Source organism: Actinokineospora sp. NPDC004072 (assembly GCF_053604195.1).
In genome coordinates this window covers 73,970-95,285 of record NZ_JBSGHB010000010.1, presented here as the reverse complement: position 1 = coordinate 95,285, position 21,316 = coordinate 73,970, and the positions used below count along the sequence as shown (strand labels likewise).

Here is a 21,316-nt window from a genome sequence, read left to right as displayed (position 1 = left end):
CCAGGGTACGGTCGTCGCCGTGGATGCCCGCACGACGGTCGTCGTGGTCACCTGGCGGGGCCGCGACCACATCGCCGCCTGCCTCGCCGGGCTGGCCGCCCAGACCCGTCCACACCGGACTGTGGTGGTGGACAACGCCTCCGACGACGGGACCGCCGACGTGCTGGCGGCCAGCGGGGTCGAGGTCGTGCGGCTGCCGGTCAACGCGGGCTACGCGGGCGGGCTGGCCGCGGTGCGCCCGACGACGGAGTTCACCGCCTGGCTCAACGACGACGCCGTCCCCGACCCGGACTGGCTGGCCCGCCTGGAGGCCGCCCTCGACGCGCGCCCGGACGCGGCGGCCGCGGCCGCGCACCTGCTCCGCCCGGACGGCGGCACGCAGTCGGTGGGCATCCGGCTGACCGCCGACGGCTACGGCTACGACAGCCCGACCGCGCCGGTCTTCGGCTTCTGCGGGGGCGCGGCGCTGCTGCGCACCGCCGCGGCCGGGCGCGTCCCGGCCGAGTTCTTCTGCTACTACGAGGACACCGACACCGCGTGGCGGATGCGGCTGGCGGGCTGGGACGTGGTGAGCGTGCCCGAGGCCCGGGTCACCCACGCCCACGGCGCCAGCTCGGCGATCGGGTCGGCCCGGTTCCACCTGTGGAACGAGCGCAACCGCTTGCGCACCCTCTTCCGCTGCGCCCCGCGCCGGGTGGCCTGGGCCCAGCTGGCCCGCTTCGCCGCGCTGACCGCGGTCCTGCCGCTGCGCCGCGCCCGGCCGGACGCGCCCAACTTCCGCGTCGGGCTGCGGGTCCGGGTGCTGGCCGAGGTCCTGCGCCGCCTGCCCCGCCCGCACGGGACCCCCGCCGACCGCGCCCGGGTGTGGCGGGAGTGGGCCGGGCGCTAGACGCCCTGGTCACCGGCCGCGCGGCAGGCGCGGCGCCCGAGGACGCCCGCTGGCTGGAGGCGTCGGCGAGTCATCACAGCCTGCGATGAGGCACCCTGTGCGTAGCAAGCGTGGGCGTGAGGAGGCAGGCATTGGCACAGGGGGTGCTGCCCGAGCTGTCGGTCGTGGTGGTCAACTACAAAGGGGCCGAGGACACCGTGGCGTGCCTGCGGGCCCTGCGTGCCGACCTCGACTACCCGGCCGACCGGCTGCAGGTGATCTGCGTCGACAACGCCTCCGGGGGTGACGACGCCGACCGCATCGCCGCGGTCGAGGGGGTCGAGCTGGTCCGCAGCGACGAGAACCTGGGGTTCGCGGGGGGCTGCAACCTCGGGGCGGCCCACGCCCGCGGCCGGGTGCTCGCCTTCATCAACAACGACGCCCGCCCGCACCCGGACTGGGCCAAGGCGGCCGTGCGGGCGCTGGCCGAGCACCCCGACGTCGCCTGCGTGGCCAGCAAGGTCCTGGACTGGGACGGCGAGCGCATCGACTTCGTCGACGGCGGGCTGACCTGGTTCGGCATGGGCTACAAGCGGCACGCGGGCCAGCCCGACGACGGCGCCCACGACGCCCCCCGGGACGTGCTCTTCGCCACCGGCTCGGCGATGTTCGTGCGGACCAGCGTGTTCGCCGAGCTGGGCGGGTTCGACGAGCGGTTCTTCATGTTCTACGAGGACGTCGACCTCGGCTGGCGGCTGAACCTGCGCGGCTGGCGGGTGCGCTACCAGCCCGACTCGCTGGCCTTCCACCGCCACCACGCCTCGATGTCCAAGGTGGACGAGGCCGAGGCGCGCGAGGTGTACCTGCTGGAGCGCAACGCCCTCGCCGCGCTCTACAAGAACCTCTCCGACGCCACGCTGGCCAAGGCGCTGCCCGCGGCGATGGCGCTGGCCGTGCGCCGGGCCACCGCGCGCGGGGAGATCGACCCGGCCCAGCTGGAGATCCGCGACCAGCCCATCCAGCGCGAGATCCACCCGACGGCGCTGGCGGGCGTGGTCGCCATCGACCAGTTCGTGGAGATGCTGCCGTCGCTGACCGCGTCGCGGGAGGCCGAGCAGGCCGCGCGGGTGCGCTCGGACGCCGACCTGGTCCCGCTGATGCGCAAGGCGCTGGAACCGGCCTACCCGCTGCCGCGCTACCTGGCCGCCCACGACATCCTGGTCGAGGCGTTCGGCCTGGAGGCGGCCTTCGGCGGCAAGCGCAGGGTCCTGGTCGTCACCGGCGACGCGATCTCCGAGCGGATGGCGGGCCCGGCGATCCGCGCCTGGAACATGGCCGACGTGCTGGCCGCCGAGCACGACGTGCGGCTGGTGACGGTCAACCCGGTCTGCACCCCCGGCGACGCGCCGTTCCCCGTGCTCGGCGTGCGCCGCCGCGACCTGTCCGCCCAGGTCGACTGGGCCGACATCGTGATCCTGCAGGGCCACGCCCTGGAGCTGGCCCCGGAGCTGAAGAAGCCCGGCTCGACCAAGATCGTCGTCTGCGACGTCTACGACCCGATGCACCTGGAGCTGCTGGAGCAGAGCAAGGACCAGGGCGCGGAGACGATCGCCGAGCAGCGCGAGCTGGACCTCATCGGCGTGACCAAGGTGCTCAACGCCCAGCTGGAGCGCGGCGACTTCTTCATCTGCGCCTCCGAGCGCCAGCGCCACTTCTGGCTGGGCCACCTGATGGCGCTGGGCAGGCTCACCCCGGACATCTACGACACCGACCCGACCCTGCGCTCCCTGCTGGACGTGGTGCCCTTCGGCCTGCCGGGCAAGCCCCCGCAGCAGACCAGCTCCCCGATCAAGGGCCCGCTGGTCGGCGGCTCGGACCGGGTCGTGCTGTGGGCGGGCGGGGTCTACTCCTGGTTCGACCCGCTGACCCTCGTCCACGCGATGGCCGAGCTGTCCACCCGCCGCCCGGACGCCCGGCTGGTGTTCCTCGGGATGAAGCACCCCAACCCCGAGGTCCCCGAGATGGACATCGGCGCCCGCGTCCGCTCCCTGTCCGCCCGCCTCGGCCTGACCGGCTCGTCGGTGTTCTTCAACGAGACCTGGGTGCCCTACGAGGACCGCCAGAACTGGCTGCTGGACGCCGACTGCGGTGTCACCACGCACTTCGAGCACGTGGAGACGACCTTCGCCTTCCGCACCCGCGTCCTGGACTACCTGTGGGCGGGCCTGCCCATCGTCACCACCGACGGCGACTCCTTCGCCTCCCTGGTCCGCCGCGAGGGCCTGGGCGTCGTGGTCCCCTCCGAAGACCCCAGCGCCCTGGCCGACGCGCTGGAGAAGGTCCTCTACGACACCGACTTCGCCACCGCGTGCCGCGACCGGATCGCGGTGGTCCGGGAGAGCTTCACCTGGGAGAACGTCCTGGCCCCGCTCACCGCCTTCTGCCGCAACCCCCACCCGGCCGCCGACCGCCTCCCCGGCGCCTCCCCCCTGGTCACCCGCCCACCCCTGGGCGTCTCCGCCCGAGTCCGCCGCGACCTCACCCTCGTCCGCGAATACCTCGACACCGGCGGCCCCACCGAACTGGCCCGCCGAGCCGCAGGCCGCCTCCGCCGAGTAGCCCGAGAACGCCTAGGAGGCCACCGATGACCGGCGCGAGGGAAGCGGACCGAGACAGGGCAGGGGAACCGCCCGAGCAGGGAAACCGGAGCAGGGAGAGGGCAACCCCGGCAACGAACCAGGCACCAAGCAGAACCCGTGAGCCGGACTGGGAAACGGCACCCGCGAACCAGCAGCCAACAGCAGCACCGCAGGGGAAGCCGACGAGGAAGCAAAAGCCCCACCCCCCACGAAACAGCACGCGCCCCACCCCAAGTGTCCGATGGGGTGGACTCGCATTCGCGGGGAGCGAAACGCCGCTAAACTGGCCAGGGCGTGAACGGGCCTCGCCCGCCCTCACCGCTCTTCACGCCCAAGCGGCGTTTCGCTTAGGGGTCCCCGCGAATGCGAGTTCACCCCATCGGACCCCCACGCAAGCCGCGCGCCGCCACAAGGCCACAACCACACCCCCGCAAGCCACGAACCACCACAAGGCCACAACCACACCCCCAACGCAACCCGCGCACCGCCACAACATCGCAACCACACCAACGCAAGCACCCACAGCCCAGGACCACCCGCATGGCTGACCTCCGCACCCTCATCGACGGCACCCCCCTCCTAGGCCCCCGCACCGGCGTAGGCCGCTACACCGCCGCCCTGGCCGAGGAACTCGCCGCCGCCCCCGGCGTCTCCATGCGCGCCGTCGCCTTCACCATCCGCGGCTGGCGGGCGCTGCGCCGCGTCCTCCCCCACGGCTCCCAGGCCCGGGGCATGCCCGTGCCCGCGCGGCTGCTGCGCAAGGCCTGGCTCAAGGCGCCCTTCCCCCCGGTCGAGCTGTTCGCGGGCCTGGCCGACATCGTGCACGGCACCAACTTCGTCCTGCCCGCCGCCGTCCGCGCCCGGGGTGTGCTCACCATCCACGACCTGGCCTTCCTCGACGCCCCCGAGGAGTTGCCGCCCAGCGACGCGAACCTGCCCGAGCTGGTGGCGATCTCCGCCCGCCGCGCCCGCATGATCTGCGTGCCGACGCAGGCGGTGGCCGACCGGGTGGTCGAGCGGCTCGGCGTGCCGAGCGAGAAGATCGCCGTGACCCCGCTGGGCGTCGACCTGGCGTGGTTCACCGCCCGGCCGCCGAACGACGCGCTCGCCGAGCGGCTGCGGCTGCCGTCGGAGTACCTGCTGTTCGTCGGCGGCGCAGGCCCGCGCAAGGCGCTGCACTGGCTCCTCGACGCCCACGCCGCGACGCCCGCGCTGCCCCCGCTGGTGCTGGCCGGACCCGGCCACACGATCACCTCCAACCGCGTGCTGTCCACCGGCTACCTGTCCGAAGTGGACCTGCGCGCGGTGGTGGCCGGCGCGTCGGCGCTGGTGCTGCCCTCCCGGGACGAGGGCTTCGGGCTGCCGGTGCTGGAGGCGATGGCCTGCGACGTGCCGGTGGTCTGCACGGACGTGCCCGCCCTGCGGGAGGTCGCGGGCGGGCACGCCACGCTCGTGCCGTACGAGGACACCGAGGCCCTGGCCACGGCGCTCACCGCGGCCCTGGAGAACCCCCCGTCGCCCGCGACCCTGGCCACCCGGCGCTCGCACGCCGCCAACCACACCTGGCGGCGCTGCGCCGAGCTGACCATCGCGGCCTACCGGACGGCCCTCACCAACTGAATCAGCAGGCCCCGAGGTCCTTCCACACCGCCCAGGAGCCCGCGGCGCCCGGTTCGGCCCCGGTGGAGTACCAGGTCGACTCCCACAGCCTGCCGTTGTGGGCGACCCGGTCGCCGGGGGCGTAGGCCGTCGCCGCGTTCCACGCCGCGCCGTCGCAGCCGCCCGGTGGGGTGCCGACGGTGACGCCGAGCTGCGCGGTGCGGTCGGCGTCCGGTCCGTCCGCGGCGATGGTGACCTGCGCCGATCCGCTGGCCGCGGCCGACGCGGTGAGCGTGAGCGTGGCCGAGCCGCCGGTCTGGATCGACGACGGGCTGAACGCGGCCGTGACCCCCGGGGGCAGCCCGCTCGCGGTCAGCGCGACGGTCTGCGGGTTGCCCGAGGTGACCCGGGTCGAGACCGTCGCCGTCACGGTCTGCCCCGGCTGGAGGCTGACCGAGGTCGGGCTCACCGACAGGGCGTAGTCGTTGTCGGCAGGCGGGTTCTCGTCGGAGACCGCGAGCGTCCACAGCGCGTGGGCGATCGCGTCGCTGGCGTTGTTCAGCGGCGTGTCGGCGACGTTGGACAGGTTGTCGCACGAGCGGTGGTAGCAGGCGTCGAACGCGGCGTTCGCCGTGCCGCCCCACTTGCGCTGCTGGGCGGCCGTCTTGCGCGAGCCCGCGCCGGTGAACAGCCCGCCGACCGGGATGCCGTAGCGCTTGAACGAGGCGTGGTCGGAGCGCCCGTCGCCCTCGGTGTCGGGCTCGGTGGCGATGCCCAGGGACTGGAAGTACCCGTCGAAGAGGGCCTTGATCGAGGCCACGTCGTCGTAGACGAAGTAGCCCCAGTTGCGCGAGCCCACCATGTCGAAGTTGAGGTAGGTGGCGATCTTCGACCGCTCGGCCGCGGGCAGGGTGCTGGTGTAGTGCTGCGAGCCGCGCAGGCCGGACTCCTCGTCGGCCCACCAGCCGAAGCGCACGTGCTTGGCCAGGCCGGGGTTCACCCGGGCCAGGGTCAGCGCGACCTCCAGGATGGCGGCCGAGCCGGACCCGTTGTCGTTGATGCCCGCGCCCGCGGACACGCTGTCCAGGTGCGAGCCGAGCATGATCACGCTGTTCGGGTCGCCGCCGGGCCAGTCCGCGATCAGGTTCTGCGCCTGGCCTGCGCAACTGGTGCAGGTCTGCCTGCGCACGACGTACCCGGCCGCGGTCAGCTTCTGCTCCACGTAGGACACCGAGGCGGCGTAGCCGCTGCCCGCCCGGCTGCCGCCGTTGCGCTGGGCGATGTCCTGGAACTGGCTCAGGTGCGCCCGGACGTTGGCGACGCTGATGTCCGGCGCGGCGAGGGTCCGCGCCGGGGCGGGCGGGGCGGCCTGCGCCGCAGGGGCCACCAGCGCCAGGCCGGTGCACGCGACCAGGAGGCCGCGGAGGATCTTCGAGGTGTCCATCAGCATGCTCCCAAGTCCTTCCAGGCCGCCCAGGAACCGGGCGCGCCCGGGACGGCTCCGGTGGAGTACCACGTCGACTCCCACCGGTGGCCGTTGTGCGAGACCACCTGGCCGGGGGTGTAGGCCGTCGTCGCCGACCACGGGGTGAGGCCGCCGCAGCCCGGCGGCTCCTCGCCGTCGCCGACGACGAGGGTGAACTCGACGGTGCGGTCGACGTCCGCGCCGTCGGCGGTGATGGTGATGCGCGCGGTGCCCTCGGGGGTGGCCGCGGTGGTGGTGATCAGCAGGGTGGCCCAGTCACCGGACAGCATCGCCGCCGGGGTGAACGTGGCGGACGCGCCCGCGGGCAGCCCGCCTGCCCGCAGCGCCACCTGCTGCGCGGCGCCCCCGGTGACCCGGGTCTCGACGTTGACCTTGGCCGACTGGCCGGGCTCGATCGCCTCCTGGGCCGAGCCCAGCGCGATCGAGAAGTCGTTGGCGACGGTCTGGGCGGCCGCGGGCGCGGCGACGAGCGCCAGGCCCGCGACCGCGGCTAAGCCCGCGCGGAGCATTCGGGGAACGGTCATCGGCATCTTCCTTCACGTGCAGGGAAATGCCGAGTAAAGGTCTAGACCTAAACCGGGTCAATGCGCCGATCGGGTCACCCCCTTCGCCCGCGCCCGCGCGCGAAGGGGGATGACCAGCGGGTTTGCCTACCGGCGCCAGCCGGCGTGATGGGGAACTGGTATGCCGTCATCCACTGTGGAAGCCCGCGGCGAACGCCGCCGACAGCGCCTCGCGCCAGGGCCGCAGCGGGGTCAGCCCGGCCTCGGCCCACGCCGCGTTCGACAGCACCGAGTACGCCGGGCGCTTGGCCGGGGTCGGGTAGTCGGCCGTCGAGCACGGCGAGATCCGGTCGGGGTCGGCGCCCAATTCGGTGAACACGGCCCTGGCGAACTCGAACCAGGTCGTCTCGCCGCCGCCGGTGCAGTGCAGCACCCGCGACTTCGGCGCGTCCCCGCCCGCGATCCGGCCCGCCAGCTCGACCAGCCCGGCGGCCAGATCGGCCGCCCAGGTCGGCGAACCGCGCTGGTCGTCCACAACGGACAGCTTGTCCCGGGTGGACTCCAACCGCAACATCGTCTTGACGAAGTTCGACCCGTAGGCGCTGTAGACCCACGAGGTGCGCACGACCCACGCCCGCGCGCCGGAGCCGAGGACGGCGTCCTCCCCGGCCAGCTTGGTCAGCCCGTAGGTCGACTGTGGACCGACGGGGGAATCCACCTCGTAGGGCTCGGACGCCTCGCCGGAGAAGACGTAGTCGGTGGAGACGTGGATCAGTGGCACGTTGCGCGACGAGCAGGCCGCCGCCAGCACCCGGGGCGCGTCGGCGTTGACCGCGAACGCCCGCCCGGGCTCGGACTCGGCCTTGTCCACCGCGGTGTACGCCGATGCGTTGATCACCACGGCCGGGGCGGCCAGCGACGAGACCGCCTCGATGACCGCGCCCGCCGAGGTCACGTCCAGCTCCGCGGAGGTGGGCGCGTGCACCGCGACGCCCGGCACGTCGGCCAAGGACCGGCCCAGCTGCCCGCCGCCCCCGGGCACCAGCAGGTTCAGCACGGTCACACCCCGGCCCGGGTGCGCAGCGGCTCCCACCACGACCGGTTCTCCCGGTACCACGCCACCGTCTCGGCCAGGCCGACGTCGAAGGGCACGCGCGGGGCGTAGCCCAGCTCGGTGGAGATCTTGGTGATGTCGACCGAGTAGCGCCGGTCGTGGGCCTTGCGGTCGATCACCGGCTGCACCATCGACTCGTCGGCGCCGGTCGCGGCCAGCAGCCGCGCGGTCAGCTCCCGGTTGCTCAGCTCGATGCCGCCGCCGATGTTGTAGACCTCGCCGGGCCTGCCGCCGTCGGCGACGAGCTGGATGCCGTAGCAGTGGTCGTCCACGTGCAGCCAGTCGCGGACGTTCATGCCGTCGCCGTAGAGCGGGACCTTCCGCCCGTCGAGCAGGTTGGTGGTGAACAGCGGGATGACCTTCTCGGGGAACTGGTACGGCCCGTAGTTGTTCGAGCACCGGGTGATGCAGACGGGCAGCCCGTGGGTGCGGTAGTACGCGCGCGCAATCAGGTCGGAGGACGCCTTGGACGCGCTGTAGGGGGAGTTCGGCTCCAGCGGGTGGGTCTCCGGCCAGGACCCCACGTCGATCGAGCCGTAGACCTCGTCGGTGGAGACGTGGACGAACTTGCGCACCCCGGCGTCCAGGGCGGCCTGCAGGAGGGTCTGGGTGCCCAGCACGTTGGTCCTGATGAACTCCGCCGACCCGGCGATGGACCGGTCGACGTGGGACTCCGCGGCGAAGTGGACCACCAGGTCGACGCCCTTCATCAGCGACGACACCAGCAGGGCGTCGCAGATGTCGCCGTGCACGAAGCGCAGCCGGGGGCTGTCGGCGACCGGGGCGAGGTTCGCCCGGTTGCCCGCGTAGGTGAGCAGGTCGAGCACCACGACCTCGGCGTCGGCCAGGCTCGGGTACGCCCCGCCAACGGCCTGCCGCACGTAGTGCGAGCCGATGAAGCCCGCGCCGCCAGTGACCAAAACCCGCATGTCCGTCCCATCCGATCGTCGTCCCTGCGCGCCCCGATCCTCGCACGCGAGGCAACCGGGGAGGCCGTCACAGCGTGTTATCGGTGAAGGCGGGCAAACACTTACGAGTGGATTCTCGGTAAATTGGGGCGACGGGCAGGTGGGGGACGGGGAGGACGCGCGTGGACGAGCGTGCCCAGGAGGCGTGGTTACGCGGCGGCCGGGCGCTGGTGCGCGGCGTGGCCGCGCTGGCCTCCGTCGCGGTCCTGGCCGCCACGGCGTACGGCTGGGCGACCGTCGGCGACGTCGACGCCAACACCGTCACCACCGACGTCATCCCGGTCGAGGTGGCCGAGTCCGGGCCCGAGCCCCTCGACGGCGCCGTCGACCTGCTGCTGGTCGGCATCGACAGCCGCACCGACGCCCACGGCAACCCGCTGCCGCGCGAGGTGCTGGACATGCTCAACGCCGGTGAGTCCGACGGCGAGCGCAACACCGACACCATGATCCTGGTGCACATCCCGGTCGACGGCAGGCGCGCGGTGGCGTTCTCCTTCCCCCGCGACTCCTGGGTCGACATCGGCGAGGGCTTCGGCAAGCGCAGGCTCAACTCCGCCTTCGCCTACGCCTACAACGACACCCGCAGGACGCTCATGGAGCAGGGCGTCGAGGACCCCGACGAGCTGGACAAGCGCGCCACCGTCGCGGGCCGCAAGAACCTCATCGCCGCCATCGAGCGGCTGGTCGGCCCGGAGCTGACCATCGAGCGCTACGCCGAGGTCAACCTGGCCAGCTTCTACGAGGTCACCAAGGCCATCGGCGGCGTGGAGGTGTGCCTGAACGAGCCGGTGGACGACTGGCGCTCCGGGGCCCGGTTCCGGGCGGGCAGGCAGACCGTCGCAGGCCGGGAGGCGCTGGCCTTCGTGCGCCAGCGCTACGGCCTGCCCAACGGCGACCTCGACCGGATCGTCCGCCAGCAGGTGTTCCTGGGCGCGCTGGCGAACAAGGTGCTCTCGGCGGACATGCTGACCAGCCCGGCGAAGGTCCGCGAGCTGGTCTCGGCGGTGCAGCGCTCGGTGGTGCTGTCCAACGGCTGGAACCTCAGCCGCTTCGCCGCGCAGATGTCCGGCCTGGTCAGCGGCAACATCGAGTTCCACACCATCCCCACCCAGGGCGACGCCAAGATCGGCGGGGCCGCGGTGCTGCAGGTCGACCCGGACGAGGTGCGCGCCTACGTCCAGCAGGTGACCGGGATGGCCGACCAAGCCGCTGCCACCAGCACGACCAGCACCACCGGCACCTCCAGCCCGCCGACCACCACCAGTTCCCCGGGCGTGCCCGCCGCGGGCACCACGGTCGAGGTGCGCAACGCCTCCAACACCTTCGGCCTGGCGCGCGACGTGCTCAAGACCCTCACCGACCTGGGCTACACCTCCGGCGGCGTGGGCGACGAGCCGGTGCGCAGCGGGTCGGTCATCCAGCACGCCCCCGGCGAGCAGGACCGGGCCAGGACCGTCGCCGGGTCGCTGGGCGGGACCTTCACCTACGCCGCCGACGCCGCGCTCACCAGCGGGCACGTGCGGGTGGTGCTGGGCACCGGCTACCAGGTCGCCGACTTCGGCGGCCGGGAGATCCTGCGCAAGCCCCCCACCCAGACCACGACGGGCAGGCCGACCGCGGTCGCCGCGGGCTCGGTCCCCTGCGTGAACTGACGCCCTCATCACGATCGGTGATCGGTCACCCGTGCGGGCTGTCGAATCCGCGCGCCCGCGGGTACCGGTTGTCTAGGCTTCGACTGGGGCGAGGGAGGGGATCGTGACGGACAAGGCGGGGGTGCGCCGCGGCCTGCTGTGGACCGGGCGCGGGGTCGTCGCGCTGGTGTCGGCGGCCGTGCTCGCGGCGATGGCCGTGGTCTGGGCCCGGATCGACACCTTCCAGGAGAAGGTGACCACGACCGACGCGCTGGTCGTCGCCCAGGAGGGCCCGGACGCCCCGCCCGCCGACGACGGCGCCACCGACATCCTGCTCGTCGGCAGCGACACCCGCACCGACCTGCAGGGCAGGCCGCTGTCGGCGCAGGTGCTGCGCGAGCTGCGGACCGAGGCCACCGACACGGTCAACACCGACACCCTGATCCTGCTGCGCCTGCCCAAGGGCGGCGGCAAGGGCTTCGCGGTCTCCATCCCGCGCGACACCTACGTCGCCGTGCCCGGCCACCGCGACGAGAAGATCAACGGCGCGTTCGGCGTGGTCAAGGCGCTCAAGGCGCAGGCGATGGTGGACGCGGGCGAGGCCGACCGGGCCAAGATCGAGCGCGAGTCCGACAGCGCGGGCCGCACGGCGCTCATCCAGGCCGTGCAGGGCCTGACAGGGGTGCGCGTCGACCACTACGCCGAGATCACCCTCTACGGGTTCTACCTGCTCACCGAGGCCGTCGACGGCGTGGACGTGTGCCTCAACCACGGCACCAGCGACCCCGACTCCGGGGCCAGCTTCCGGGCGGGCCAGCAGACCGTGCGCGGCGGGGACGCCGTCGCCTTCGTCCGCCAGCGCAAGGGGCTGCCGCGCGGCGACCTCGACCGCATCGTGCGCCAGCAGACCTTCCTCGCCTCGGCGATGAACAAGGTGCTCAGCGGCGGCACGCTGACCGACCCCGACCGGCTCTCCGCGCTGGAGGACGCGGTCTCCCGGACCGTCGTGATGGACCCGGGCCTGCACTTCCTCGACCTGGTGAACCAGGCCAGGGCGCTGGCGTCCGGCCAGGTGGAGTTCGTGACCATCCCGGTGACCGGGGTCGGGGCGCGCAACGACCGCGGGCAGAGCATCATCACCGTGGACGTGCCCGCCGTGCGCGCCTACATCGCCGCGCTGCTGTCGGACAGCCCGCCGCCCAAGCCGACCCCGCCCGCGATCCAGGGCGAGAGCCTGATGGGCGGCAAGCTGCTGCGGCTCAACGCCCGGGCCGCCGCCCCCTGCGTCGACTGAGGAACCCGATGAGCCTGACCACCCACCTGCTGTCCCGCCTGTCCCCCGCCCGCCCGGCCGTCACCCACTACGACGACGCCGCGGGCACCCGGGTCGAGCTGTCGGGGGCCACCCTGGCCAACTGGGCGGCCAAGACCGCCAACTGGCTCGTCGACGAGCACGACGTCGAGCCCGGCGACCCGGTGGCCGTCCGGCTGCCCGCGCACTGGCAGACCGCGGGGGTGCTGCTGGGCGCGTGGTGGTGCGGGGCGGACGTGGTGGCGGGCGGCGACGCGCGGGTCACCTTCGTCGCGCCGGGCGGCTCCGGCTCGGGGGTGCTCGCCGCGGTGTCGCTGGACCCGATGGGCCGCGACCTCGGCGGCCCGGTCGGCGCGGCGCTGGACTTCGTCGGCGAGGCCCGGCTGTGCGGCGACGACTTCCTCGGCGGGCCGGTGCCCGACGACGCCCCGGCGCTGGCCGGGATGCCGGTGGCCGAGGTGCTGGCCGCCGCGCGGGCGCGCGGGCTGCCCGACGGCGCCCGCGTGCTGTCCACGATGGACTGGACGGTCCCCGATGGGGTGCTGGCCGCGGTGGTCGCCCCGCTGCTGGCGGGTGGTTCCGTGGTGCAGGTGAGCAATCCGGCGCGGCTGGACGCGCACCGGGCCGCGGAGCGTACTACCGTCGACCTATGACCCGATCGTTCGCCGACAAGGTCGCGGTGGTGACGGGCGCGGCGTCGGGGATCGGCGCGGCCCTCACCCGGCGGCTGCTGGCCGAGGGCGCCCGCGTCGCCGCGTCCGACATCGATGAGCTGCCGGAGACCGGCGCCCACCGCTACCGGCTCGACGTGTCCGACCGCGACGCGATCTACGCCCACGCCGCCGAGGTGGCCGCCGAGTTCGGCCGGGTGGACCTGGTGGTCAACAACGCGGGCGTGGCGCTGAAGGGGACCGTCGCGCAGATGTCCGATGAGGAGCTGCGCTGGATCATGGACATCAACTTCTGGGGCGTGGTGCACGGCACGCGCGCGTTCCTGCCCCACGTCCTCGCCGCGCGCGGGTCCATCGTCAACATCTCCAGCGCCTTCGGGCTGATCGCGGTGCCGTCGCAGAGCGCCTACAACGCCTCCAAGTTCGCCGTGCGCGGCTTCACCGAGGCCCTGCGGCAGGAGCTGCTGGGCACTGGCGTCGGGGTCACCTGCGTGCACCCTGGCGGGATCAAGACCAACATCGCGCGCAAGGGCCGCACCTCGCTCGCCGAGGAGAAGGCGGACTTCAACCGCGCGCTGGACAAGATCGCGATGACGACCCCGGACGCGGCCGCCCGCACGATCCTCAACGCCGCGCGGCGCGACCGGGCGCGCGTGCTCGTCGGCCCGGACGCCTACGTGATCGACCTGCTGCCGCGGCTACTCGGGTCGTTCTACCAGCCGCTGGTGACCAAGTTCTTCCGCGCCCGGTCCTGACGCGCCCGGTACTGACGCGCCTGGTCCTGACTCGACCACCCGGTCGGCTTCGGCCGCCGGGTGCTGCCACCGCGGGCCGCAGCCGCGGGGGCACGGGTGCTCCATCTCGCGCAGGACGAACCCGTCCGCGGTGGGGATCGCCTGCTGCCAGCGCAGCAGCCCCAGGCCGTCGCAGTGCGGACAGGTGCTCACCTCGCCAGGGTCACAGTGGATCGACCGCGCCGCAAGGTCGTCCCGCCCCGCTGGACCGCATCGGCGGCGAATGGACGACCACCGGCGTCCGGCGGCGCAACGCCGGTGGTCCATTCGCGTCACCCCATCGACTTCTGCCCGTCCAGGGACTCCCTGATGATGTCGGCGTGCCCGGCGTGCTGGGCGGTCTCGGCGACGATGTGCAGGAACACCCGGCGGGCCGACCACACCGCGCCCGGCTCGAACCAGGGCGCCTCCGGCAGCGGGTGGGACAGGTCGAGGTCGACGGTCGCCACCAGCTCGTCGGTCTCCCGGGCCACCTCGGCGTACCAGTCGAGCACCTCGGCGAGCGGGCCGGTGAGGGTGAACATCTCGGCCCACTGGCCCGGGTCGCCGGAGAAGTCCATGACCTGCGGGCCCTCGACGATGAACCGCCGCCACTGCAGCTCGGTCCCGGCGACGTGCCGGATCAGCCCGCCGAGGGTCAGCTCGCTGTCGGTGGTGCGGGTGCGGGCCTGCTCGTCGGTGAGGCCCTGCACGGTGTGGCGCAGGAAGAACCGGGCCTTGCCCAGCGCCTGGAGGATGTCCGCGCGCTCGCCGGTCAGGACGGTCTCGGTGGTGGTCATCGTGTTCCCCTTCTCATTCGCTGGTACCCACTGTATGGACCCTTGCGGACAGGTTCGGTCCGCAAGGCTCAGCGGATCCGCCACGTGCCGCCGGTGTCCGGACTGTCCGGTTCGGACACGCGCACCGAGCCGTCCGGGAAGGCGGTGAGGGTGTCGGATACCCGCGTGGCCACCGCGGGCCTACCCACCGGAGACGGGATGCGGCCGACGTAATCCCCGAGCCCGACCCGGACCAGCTGGCCGCGCAACCGGCCCTCGCCGCCGTCGACGAGGTACTCCAGGCCGGGGGCGAAGTCGCTGCCGGTCATGTCCAACCGGGACCACGGGATCATCGGATGGTTGTTCCCGGCGACCGCGATCTCGCCGATGTGCGCGCCCCAGCGGAAGGGCGTCCGGTACCCGTCGATCCGGTTGCCGGTGATGACGGCGCTGGCGTCGCGCCCCGGCAGCCCGCCGATCACCAGCCCCTCCCGCGGCGCGACCCGCATCCCGCGGGCGCTGATGGAGTTCCCGGTGACGACGCACCGCGTCGGCACGGTCGTCCTGGTCTCGTTCCCGACCACCAGGGCGACGCCCCGCGGGCAGCCGACGACGGTGTTGCCGCTGACGAGGATGCCGTCCCCGCCGTGGGTGTCGATCCCCTCCCAGTCGACCTGGCGCACCACGGTCCCCACGACCGAGCAGTCCCGCGACCGCGCGGCCTCGGTGTTGCCCGAGTCCGTGAACGCGACGCCGTAGGTGTTCACCACCCCGGGCGTCAGCGGCGCGTCCGCGATCGTGCAGCCCTGCACGGCCACCCGGTCGCCGGACAGCACCATCACCCCCGCGTACAGCACCCCGCGCACCACCACGCCGCGCACCTGCGAGTCGACGCACCACTCCAACCGGATCGCGTCGCCCCGCGACTCCCCCAGCCTGCAATCCCGCACCACCACCCCCGCCAGGGGCGCTTCCTGGCTGCCTGCCAGGTGCACCAGCCGCTGCCCCTTCTCGAACCCCGCCGCCAGCCCGCCGCCCTCCACCCACAGCTCCGCCAGCTCGACGCCGCCCACACCCCCGACCCACGCGGGCCCCGACGCCACCCGGTACCGCCCACCCCGCACCCGCGTCCCCGCGACCCCGACCACCAGCGGCTCAGCCAGCTCGACCGCGAGATCGGCGACGATGTCCCCGCCGTCGAGCAGCGCAGCGCGGAGGTCGGCCTCGGTGGTCACCGTCGTCATCCGCTGAGCCTCACCGAACCCCCGCCCGACTCCGGCCCATTCCCGCCGACGGTGGGCGTGTCCCCCTGCCCCCGAACGGGTGATGTGACGGGCGCGTTGACAAGGGGTAAACGCCGAACCCCCGACCTTTCCTACCGTCCGACGCGAGGAGGTGGCCATGGAATCCCCCACCCGACCGGTGAAGGGCGTCCTCGACGTCCTGCAGCAGATGAGCCAGGACGGCTGGTCCTTCGCCTACCCGCAGGACGAAACCGGCCAGATCATCGCAGGCTACGCCATCCGCACCTGGCCAGACGGCTGGTGGGACGGCCTCGTCCTGCACTCCGAACACCACGCCGAAGCCATCCGAGCCAACCCCGACAACCACATAACCTGGCACCACGACGGCCCCGCCCTCACCGTCACCCACGCCGTCCACACCCTCCCCCCACCGACCCCCAACCCGGCCGCGCCCACCACCCCCCACCCCCAACCCCACCTACCCACCACCCTGCTCCGCTGGGCCAGATGACGTTGGCAGGCAAGCAATGCGCGGCAAGTGGCTAGTCTCGATCTCGGCAGGCCGCCGGACCACCACGGCGGAGGGCCTCGGCGAAGGGGTGTCCCCGTGGACCTCGACGACTCCAGCATCGGCCGTCGCGTGCGCGAGATCCGCGCGTGGCGGAAGGTCAGCCTGACGGCGGTCGCGGGCTTGGCGGGGATGTCGCCCGGCTACCTGTCCCGCATCGAACGCGGGCTGCGGCCGGTGACCAAGCGGGCGACGCTGGAGGCGCTGGCCTCCGCACTGCGCGTCGACCCGGCCGAACTGGTCGGCAAGCCGTACCCGCCCAACGATGAGTGCTCCGCTGTCGCGCGGGCGGCGATCGGGCCGCTGCTGGACGCGCTGGAGTGGCGACCCGGCGAGGTCCCGGACGTCCCGCCGCGCCCGTGGGCGGCGGTGCAGGCCGACGTCGACCGGCAGGAGCAGCTGCGGTCGGCGGCCGACCTGGCAGGCCAGGCCGAACTGGTCCCGGGCCTTGTGCTCGACCTGCTGGCCGCGGCCGCCGTGCCGGGCAGGCGGCGCCCGGCGCTGCTGGCGCTGCTGCGGCTCTACGACAACCTCGGCGGGCTGCTGCTCGCCCTCGGCGCGCCCGGCGGCGCCCTGCTGGCCGTCGACCGGGTGGGGCAGGTCGCCGAAGAGCTCGACGACCCGGTGTGGCTGGCGGTCGCCGAGTGGTCCCGGGTGCAGCGCCACCGCGGGGCGAACCGGGAACGGCAGCACCGGCTCGCCGTCCGCGCGCTGGACCGGGCCCCCGCGACGCGCCCGGAGACCGTGGGCATGCTGCACCTCAACGCCGCGCTGTCCGCCGCGGTGCTCGGCGACACCGCAGGCGCCGCGACCCACCTCGACGAGGCCGAAGCCCTGGCCGAGTCGATGGACGTCGACGTGAGCCCCTGGCCGGGCGGGGGCATGATGCTGTTCGGCCGCACCAACGCGGCCATCTGGCGGGCCGCCATCGGCGCGGAGATCGGCGAGCACGCCTGGCTGCACGACCGGCCTGCACCGCGGGGCCTGACCGCGATCTCGGTCAACCGCCAGTCGGCGTTCTGGGTCGACTACGGCCGCACCCTGCTCACCGACCGGCAGCGCCACCGCCAGGGTTTCGCGGCGTTGCTGCGCGCCGAGGGGATCGCCCCGCAGCACTTCCGCAACAACCCCTACGCCCGCGAAGCGGTGGCGGGTCTGCTCAGCAGCCCCAGCCCACCGGCAGGCGCGGCACGCGAGCTGCGCGGGCTGGGGTGGCGAATGGGGCTAGCCCAAAGGGATGAGGCAGCAGCCGGGTGAGACCGGCTGCTGCGAGCGTCTACCCCTTGAGCAGCGCCCGCGCCATCACCATGCGCTGGATTTGGTTGGTGCCCTCGTAGATCTGGGTGATCTTCGCGTCGCGCATCATGCGTTCTACGGGGAAGTCGCGGGTGTAGCCTGCGCCGCCGAAGAGTTGGACGGCGTTGGTGGTGACCTCCATCGCCGTGTCGGAGGCGAAGGTCTTGGCGGCGCTGGAGGCGAAGCTGCCGTTCTTCTCGCCGCGTTCGACCTGGGCGGCGGCGGCGTAGACGAGGTGGCGGGCGGCTTCGATCTTCATCGCCATGTCGGCCAGCATGAACTGGACGCCCTGGAAGTCGGCGATCGCGCGGCCGAACTGCTTGCGGTCCTTGACGTAGGCGATCGTGGCGTCGAGGGCGCCCTGGGCGATGCCGAGTGCTTGGGCGCCGATGGAGTGGCGGGTGTGGTCGAGGGTGCGGAAGGCCAGGCGCAGGCCCTGGCCGGGTTCGCCGATGATGCGGTCGGCGGGGATGGTGCAGTCCTCGAAGTAGATCTCGCGGGTCGGGGAGCCCTTGATGCCGAGCTTGCGCTCCTTGGGGCCGACCACGAAGCCCGGGTCGTCCTTGTGGACCATGAACGCCGAGATGCCGTCGGCGGGCTTGGCGGCGTTCGGGTCCGACACGGCCATCACCGTGTACCAGGACGACTCGCCCGCGTTGGTGATCCAGCACTTGGTGCCGTTGAGCACCCAGTGGGAGCCGTCGAGCCGGGCGCGGGTGCGCATGGACGCGGTGTCCGAGCCCGCCTCGCGCTCGGAGAGGGCGTAGGAGGCCATCTCGCCCGCGGCGATGGCCGGGAGGACCTGCCGCTTGAGCTCCTCGGAGCCGCCCAGGATGAGGTTCATCGTGCCGAGCTTGTTGACCGCCGGGATGAGCGAGGACGAGGCGCAGACGCGCGCCACCTCCTCGATGACGATGTTGGTCGCCACCGAGTCCGCGCCCTGGCCGTCGTAGGCCTCGGGGATGTGCGGGGCGGCGAACCCGGCCTTGGCCAGCGCCGCCGACGCCTCGCTGGGGTAGCGCTCCTGCTCGTCGACGTCGGCGGCGTGCGGGGCGATCTCCTTCTCGGCGAGGTCGCGCACGGCCTCGCGCAGCGCGTTGTGCTCGTCGCTGAGCTGGTAGAGACCGGCGTCCACTGTTACCTCCCGGTAGCCACGAAGTCCGGCCACCAGGTTAGCAACCGTTTACTAGGATGTCCTTGTGTTGTGACGCACCGACGTCCGCAGCGCTTCGTCCTTCTCCAGCACCAGCCGCTCCAGCGACGCCTGGAATTCCGCCATCCGGGCGGCCAGGTCCTGATCGGCCGCGGCGAGCATCCGCACCGCGAGCAGGCCCGCGTTGCGCGCCCCGCCGATGGACACCGTCGCCACCGGGATCCCCGCGGGCATCTGGACGATCGACAGCAGCGAGTCCATGCCGTCGAGGTGCTTGAGCGGCACCGGCACCCCGATCACCGGCAGCGTCGTCGCCGAGGCGACCATGCCCGGCAGGTGCGCCGCGCCGCCCGCCCCGGCGATGATCACCCGCAGCCCGCGGCCCGCGGCCGACTCGGCGTAGTCCATCATCCGCCGCGGGGTGCGGTGCGCGGAGTAGACGCCCACCTCGTGGGGCACGTCGAACTCGTCCAGCGCCGCGGCCGCGGCCGACATGACCGGCCAGTCCGAGTCGCTGCCCATGATGATGCCGACGAGAGTCACGGTTGGCGCTCCTAGTGGATCTGGTGGCCGTCGAGCCAGACGGCGTGGGACAGCCAGTGGGCGGCGAGCTTGGCCCGGGCCCGCACGTCGGCCAGGTCGGCGCCGAGCAGCGTCACGTGCCCGACCTTGCGCCCGGGCCGCTCCTGCTTGCCGTAGCAGTGCACGCGCGCGTCGCGGAACCGCGCGAACAGGTGGTGGATGCGCTCGTCGAGCCCCATCGGCGGCGCCTCGGGCGCGCCGAGCACGTTCGCCATCACCACGAAGGGGGCGACCATGTCCGTCGCGCCCAGCGGGTAGTCCAGCACGGCCCGCAGGTGCTGCTCGAACTGCGAGGTCCGCGCGCCCTCGATGGTCCAGTGCCCGGAGTTGTGGGCGCGCATCGCCAGCTCGTTGACGACGATGCCGTCCTCGGTCTCGAACAGCTCCACGGCCAGCACGCCCACCACGTCCAGCTCGTGCGCTACCCGCAGGGCCAGCTCCTGCGCCTGCTGCTCCAGCTCCTCGCTGAGGCCGGGCGCGGGCGCGATCGTCTCCACGCAGATCCCGTCCACCTGCACGGTCTCCACCACCGGCCAGCACGCGCCCTGGCCGAACGGGGAGCGGGCCACCAGCGCGGACAGCTCCCGGCGCATGGCCACCTTCTGCTCGACCAGCAGCGGCCGACCGGCCAGCGAGGCCACCACCTCGGGCGCGGTGTCGGCGTCGAGCATCCAGACGCCGCGGCCGTCGTAGCCGCCGCGCGCGGTCTTGAGCACCACCGGCCAGCCGTGGGCGTCGCCGAACTTGAGCACGTCGTCGACGCCGCTCACCTCGGCGAACTCCGGCACCGGCACGCCCATCTCGGCCAGCCTGCGGCGCATGACCAGCTTGTCCTGGGCGTGCACCAGCGCGTCGGGGCCCGGGCGCACGACCACGCCGTCGGCGGCCAGCGCGCGCAGGTGCTCGGTGGGCACGTGCTCGTGGTCGAAGGTCAGCACGTCGCAGCCCGCGGCGAAGGCGCGCAGGGCGTCGAGGTCGGTGTGGCTGCCCAGGGAGATCGCCGGGGAGACCAGCGCGGCGGGGTCGTCGGCCGACACGGCCAGCACGTGCAGCGTCTGGCCGAGGGCGACCGCGGCCTGGTGCGTCATGCGCGCCAGCTGACCGCCGCCGACCATCCCGACCACGGGCAATCCGGTGCGTTCGTCCACGGTCCGAGGAGAGTACGTCACGCCCGCCCGAGCCGGTCCACCAACTCCCGCGCGACGTCCTCCGAGCACGGCAGCCGCTCCACCCGCAGCCGCGGCGTGCGCAGGGCGCGCAGCGCGGGGTCGACCGCGAACCGCTCGGCGACCAGCGCCCGGGTGCGGGCGGCCCGCTCGGCCAGGCCGCGGCCGCGCTCGGCCAGCACCGCGGCCACCGACGGGCCGAGCACGGCCAGGCTCTCCCCGCCGTCGAACACCTCCCGCAGCACGTCGCCGACCAGGGCCATCGCCATCAGCCGGGGCCAGCCCGCGGTCCGCGACAGGTCGACGGAGACCACGATCAGCACGTGCGTGTCCGCCGCCGGGACCCCGCAGCGCAGGCCCGCGCGGTAGACCTCGCCCAGGCGCACCCGCAGGTACTCCGGGGTGGCCAGGCCGGTCAGGTTCTCCGTGGCCGCGACCGCGCCGAACTCCCCCATCGCCGCGTCCGCCCACGCCAGGGCGAGCACCCGCAGCAGCGGCGCGGGCGTCGCGTCAGGATCGGCCCCGACCAGCCCGACCGACGGCGACTCCAGCACCGCGTGCAGGGCGGCGAGGTCGCCCAGCGCCTCGTCCAGCCCGGCCCCCGAGCGCGCCCTGGCCCGGCCGAGGCCGTCGAGCGCGCCGGCCATCCCCCGCCCGGACACCACCGCCAGGCACACCTCGTCGACCTCGGGCAGCCCCCAGTCGCTGGGGAAGCGCCACCCGGCCGCCAGGCTCGCCGCGCGCCAGCGGGACCGCAGCTCGCGCACCAGCCGGTCGACCCCGTCGGCGTCACCGCGCCAGGTGGAGCCAGCCTCACGTACGGCCACGCGCTGTCCTCTCCCTCGACCGCCCGGATGGGTGACGGCAGGCGGCGGCACTCGTGACGCGGCTGCCGCGGGATAACGTGACGGCTCCACACCGATCCGTCACACTGGGCATCCGCGCGCGGCCAGGCGGGCGGAAT

At 73.4% G+C, this 21,316-nt stretch carries 19 protein-coding genes; 9 read left to right on the top strand and 10 right to left on the bottom strand.

Annotated elements, in window-relative coordinates:
- The first annotated feature begins 19 nt into the window (after positions 1-19).
- The 3 genes from ACWEPX_RS17155 to ACWEPX_RS17145 all read left to right on the top strand — a co-directional run bounded on the left by ACWEPX_RS17155 (position 20) and on the right by ACWEPX_RS17145 (position 5,127).
- On the top strand, positions 20-889 hold the full coding sequence (locus ACWEPX_RS17155; protein WP_451898147.1) for a glycosyltransferase family 2 protein: 870 nt from the start codon (positions 20-22) through the stop codon (positions 887-889).
- 131 nt (positions 890-1,020) lie between these two features.
- Complete coding sequence (locus ACWEPX_RS17150; protein ID WP_451898146.1) at positions 1,021-3,516, top strand: glycosyltransferase; 2,496 nt, start codon at positions 1,021-1,023, stop codon at positions 3,514-3,516.
- 531 nt (positions 3,517-4,047) lie between these two features.
- A complete protein-coding gene (locus tag ACWEPX_RS17145) occupies positions 4,048-5,127 on the top strand; it encodes a glycosyltransferase family 4 protein (protein ID WP_451898145.1) in 1,080 nt (359 codons plus the stop codon).
- Position 5,128: 1 nt separating this feature from the next.
- Here the strand turns inward: ACWEPX_RS17145 and ACWEPX_RS17140 are convergent, their stop codons facing one another.
- From ACWEPX_RS17140 to rfbB, 4 genes are all read right to left on the bottom strand, one after another.
- Positions 5,129-6,556 (bottom strand): M28 family peptidase, encoded by a 1,428-nt coding sequence (locus ACWEPX_RS17140; protein ID WP_451898144.1) that lies wholly within the window; start codon positions 6,554-6,556, stop codon positions 5,129-5,131.
- Positions 6,550-7,116, bottom strand: a complete 567-nt coding sequence (locus ACWEPX_RS17135) for a carbohydrate-binding protein (RefSeq protein ID WP_451898143.1) — start codon at positions 7,114-7,116, stop codon at positions 6,550-6,552. Before ACWEPX_RS17135 ends, ACWEPX_RS17140 begins: the two co-directional genes overlap by 7 nt.
- Before the next feature lie 166 nt (positions 7,117-7,282).
- Positions 7,283-8,158 carry a dTDP-4-dehydrorhamnose reductase gene (rfbD, locus tag ACWEPX_RS17130; RefSeq protein ID WP_451898142.1) on the bottom strand — a complete coding sequence of 292 codons (876 nt, stop codon included), beginning with the start codon at positions 8,156-8,158 and terminating at the stop codon, positions 7,283-7,285.
- The gene (gene rfbB / locus ACWEPX_RS17125; RefSeq protein WP_451898141.1) at positions 8,155-9,138 is read right to left on the bottom strand and encodes a dTDP-glucose 4,6-dehydratase; all 984 of its coding nucleotides are present in this window, start codon (positions 9,136-9,138) and stop codon (positions 8,155-8,157) included. Before rfbB ends, rfbD begins: the two co-directional genes overlap by 4 nt.
- A 161-nt stretch (positions 9,139-9,299) precedes the next feature.
- On the opposite strand from rfbB, the gene ACWEPX_RS17120 reads away from it, so the two are divergent.
- The 4 genes from ACWEPX_RS17120 to ACWEPX_RS17105 all read left to right on the top strand — a co-directional run bounded on the left by ACWEPX_RS17120 (position 9,300) and on the right by ACWEPX_RS17105 (position 13,546).
- The gene (locus ACWEPX_RS17120; protein WP_451898140.1) at positions 9,300-10,829 is read left to right on the top strand and encodes an LCP family protein; all 1,530 of its coding nucleotides are present in this window, start codon (positions 9,300-9,302) and stop codon (positions 10,827-10,829) included.
- A gap of 103 nt (positions 10,830-10,932) precedes the next feature.
- Positions 10,933-12,102: an LCP family protein gene (locus ACWEPX_RS17115; RefSeq protein ID WP_451898139.1), complete on the top strand. Its 1,170-nt coding sequence runs from the start codon at positions 10,933-10,935 to the stop codon at positions 12,100-12,102.
- A gap of 8 nt (positions 12,103-12,110) precedes the next feature.
- Positions 12,111-12,773, top strand: a complete 663-nt coding sequence (locus tag ACWEPX_RS17110; RefSeq protein ID WP_451898138.1) for a TIGR03089 family protein — start codon at positions 12,111-12,113, stop codon at positions 12,771-12,773.
- On the top strand, positions 12,770-13,546 hold the full coding sequence (locus ACWEPX_RS17105; protein WP_451898137.1) for an SDR family NAD(P)-dependent oxidoreductase: 777 nt from the start codon (positions 12,770-12,772) through the stop codon (positions 13,544-13,546). Before ACWEPX_RS17110 ends, ACWEPX_RS17105 begins: the two co-directional genes overlap by 4 nt.
- Before the next feature lie 311 nt (positions 13,547-13,857).
- Here ACWEPX_RS17105 and ACWEPX_RS17100 read toward each other — a convergent pair whose 3' ends face one another.
- Both ACWEPX_RS17100 and ACWEPX_RS17095 read right to left on the bottom strand, forming a co-directional pair.
- A complete protein-coding gene (locus ACWEPX_RS17100) occupies positions 13,858-14,364 on the bottom strand; it encodes a DinB family protein (RefSeq protein WP_451898136.1) in 507 nt (168 codons plus the stop codon).
- A 68-nt stretch (positions 14,365-14,432) separates the two neighbouring features.
- Positions 14,433-15,587, bottom strand: coding sequence for a right-handed parallel beta-helix repeat-containing protein (locus ACWEPX_RS17095; protein ID WP_451898135.1), 1,155 nt, complete (start codon positions 15,585-15,587; stop codon positions 14,433-14,435).
- Between the two features lie 157 nt (positions 15,588-15,744).
- Here ACWEPX_RS17095 and ACWEPX_RS17090 point away from each other — a divergent pair, with 157 nt between their 5' ends.
- Together ACWEPX_RS17090 and ACWEPX_RS17085 are read left to right on the top strand one after the other, a co-directional pair.
- A complete protein-coding gene (locus ACWEPX_RS17090; RefSeq protein ID WP_451898134.1) occupies positions 15,745-16,098 on the top strand; it encodes a hypothetical protein in 354 nt (117 codons plus the stop codon).
- A gap of 96 nt (positions 16,099-16,194) precedes the next feature.
- Positions 16,195-17,412 (top strand): helix-turn-helix domain-containing protein, encoded by a 1,218-nt coding sequence (locus tag ACWEPX_RS17085; protein WP_451898133.1) that lies wholly within the window; start codon positions 16,195-16,197, stop codon positions 17,410-17,412.
- A gap of 19 nt (positions 17,413-17,431) precedes the next feature.
- Here the strand turns inward: ACWEPX_RS17085 and ACWEPX_RS17080 are convergent, their stop codons facing one another.
- From ACWEPX_RS17080 to ACWEPX_RS17065, 4 genes are read right to left on the bottom strand one after another with little or no spacing between them, the layout of a single operon-like run.
- A complete protein-coding gene (locus ACWEPX_RS17080) occupies positions 17,432-18,586 on the bottom strand; it encodes an acyl-CoA dehydrogenase family protein (RefSeq protein WP_451898132.1) in 1,155 nt (384 codons plus the stop codon).
- A gap of 51 nt (positions 18,587-18,637) precedes the next feature.
- Positions 18,638-19,126, bottom strand: a complete 489-nt coding sequence (gene purE, locus ACWEPX_RS17075) for a 5-(carboxyamino)imidazole ribonucleotide mutase (RefSeq protein ID WP_451898327.1) — start codon at positions 19,124-19,126, stop codon at positions 18,638-18,640.
- Between the two features lie 32 nt (positions 19,127-19,158).
- A complete protein-coding gene (locus tag ACWEPX_RS17070; RefSeq protein WP_451898131.1) occupies positions 19,159-20,334 on the bottom strand; it encodes a 5-(carboxyamino)imidazole ribonucleotide synthase in 1,176 nt (391 codons plus the stop codon).
- A gap of 17 nt (positions 20,335-20,351) precedes the next feature.
- Positions 20,352-21,179 carry a GGDEF domain-containing protein gene (locus tag ACWEPX_RS17065; protein ID WP_451898130.1) on the bottom strand — a complete coding sequence of 276 codons (828 nt, stop codon included), beginning with the start codon at positions 21,177-21,179 and terminating at the stop codon, positions 20,352-20,354.
- Positions 21,180-21,316: the final 137 nt, after the last annotated feature.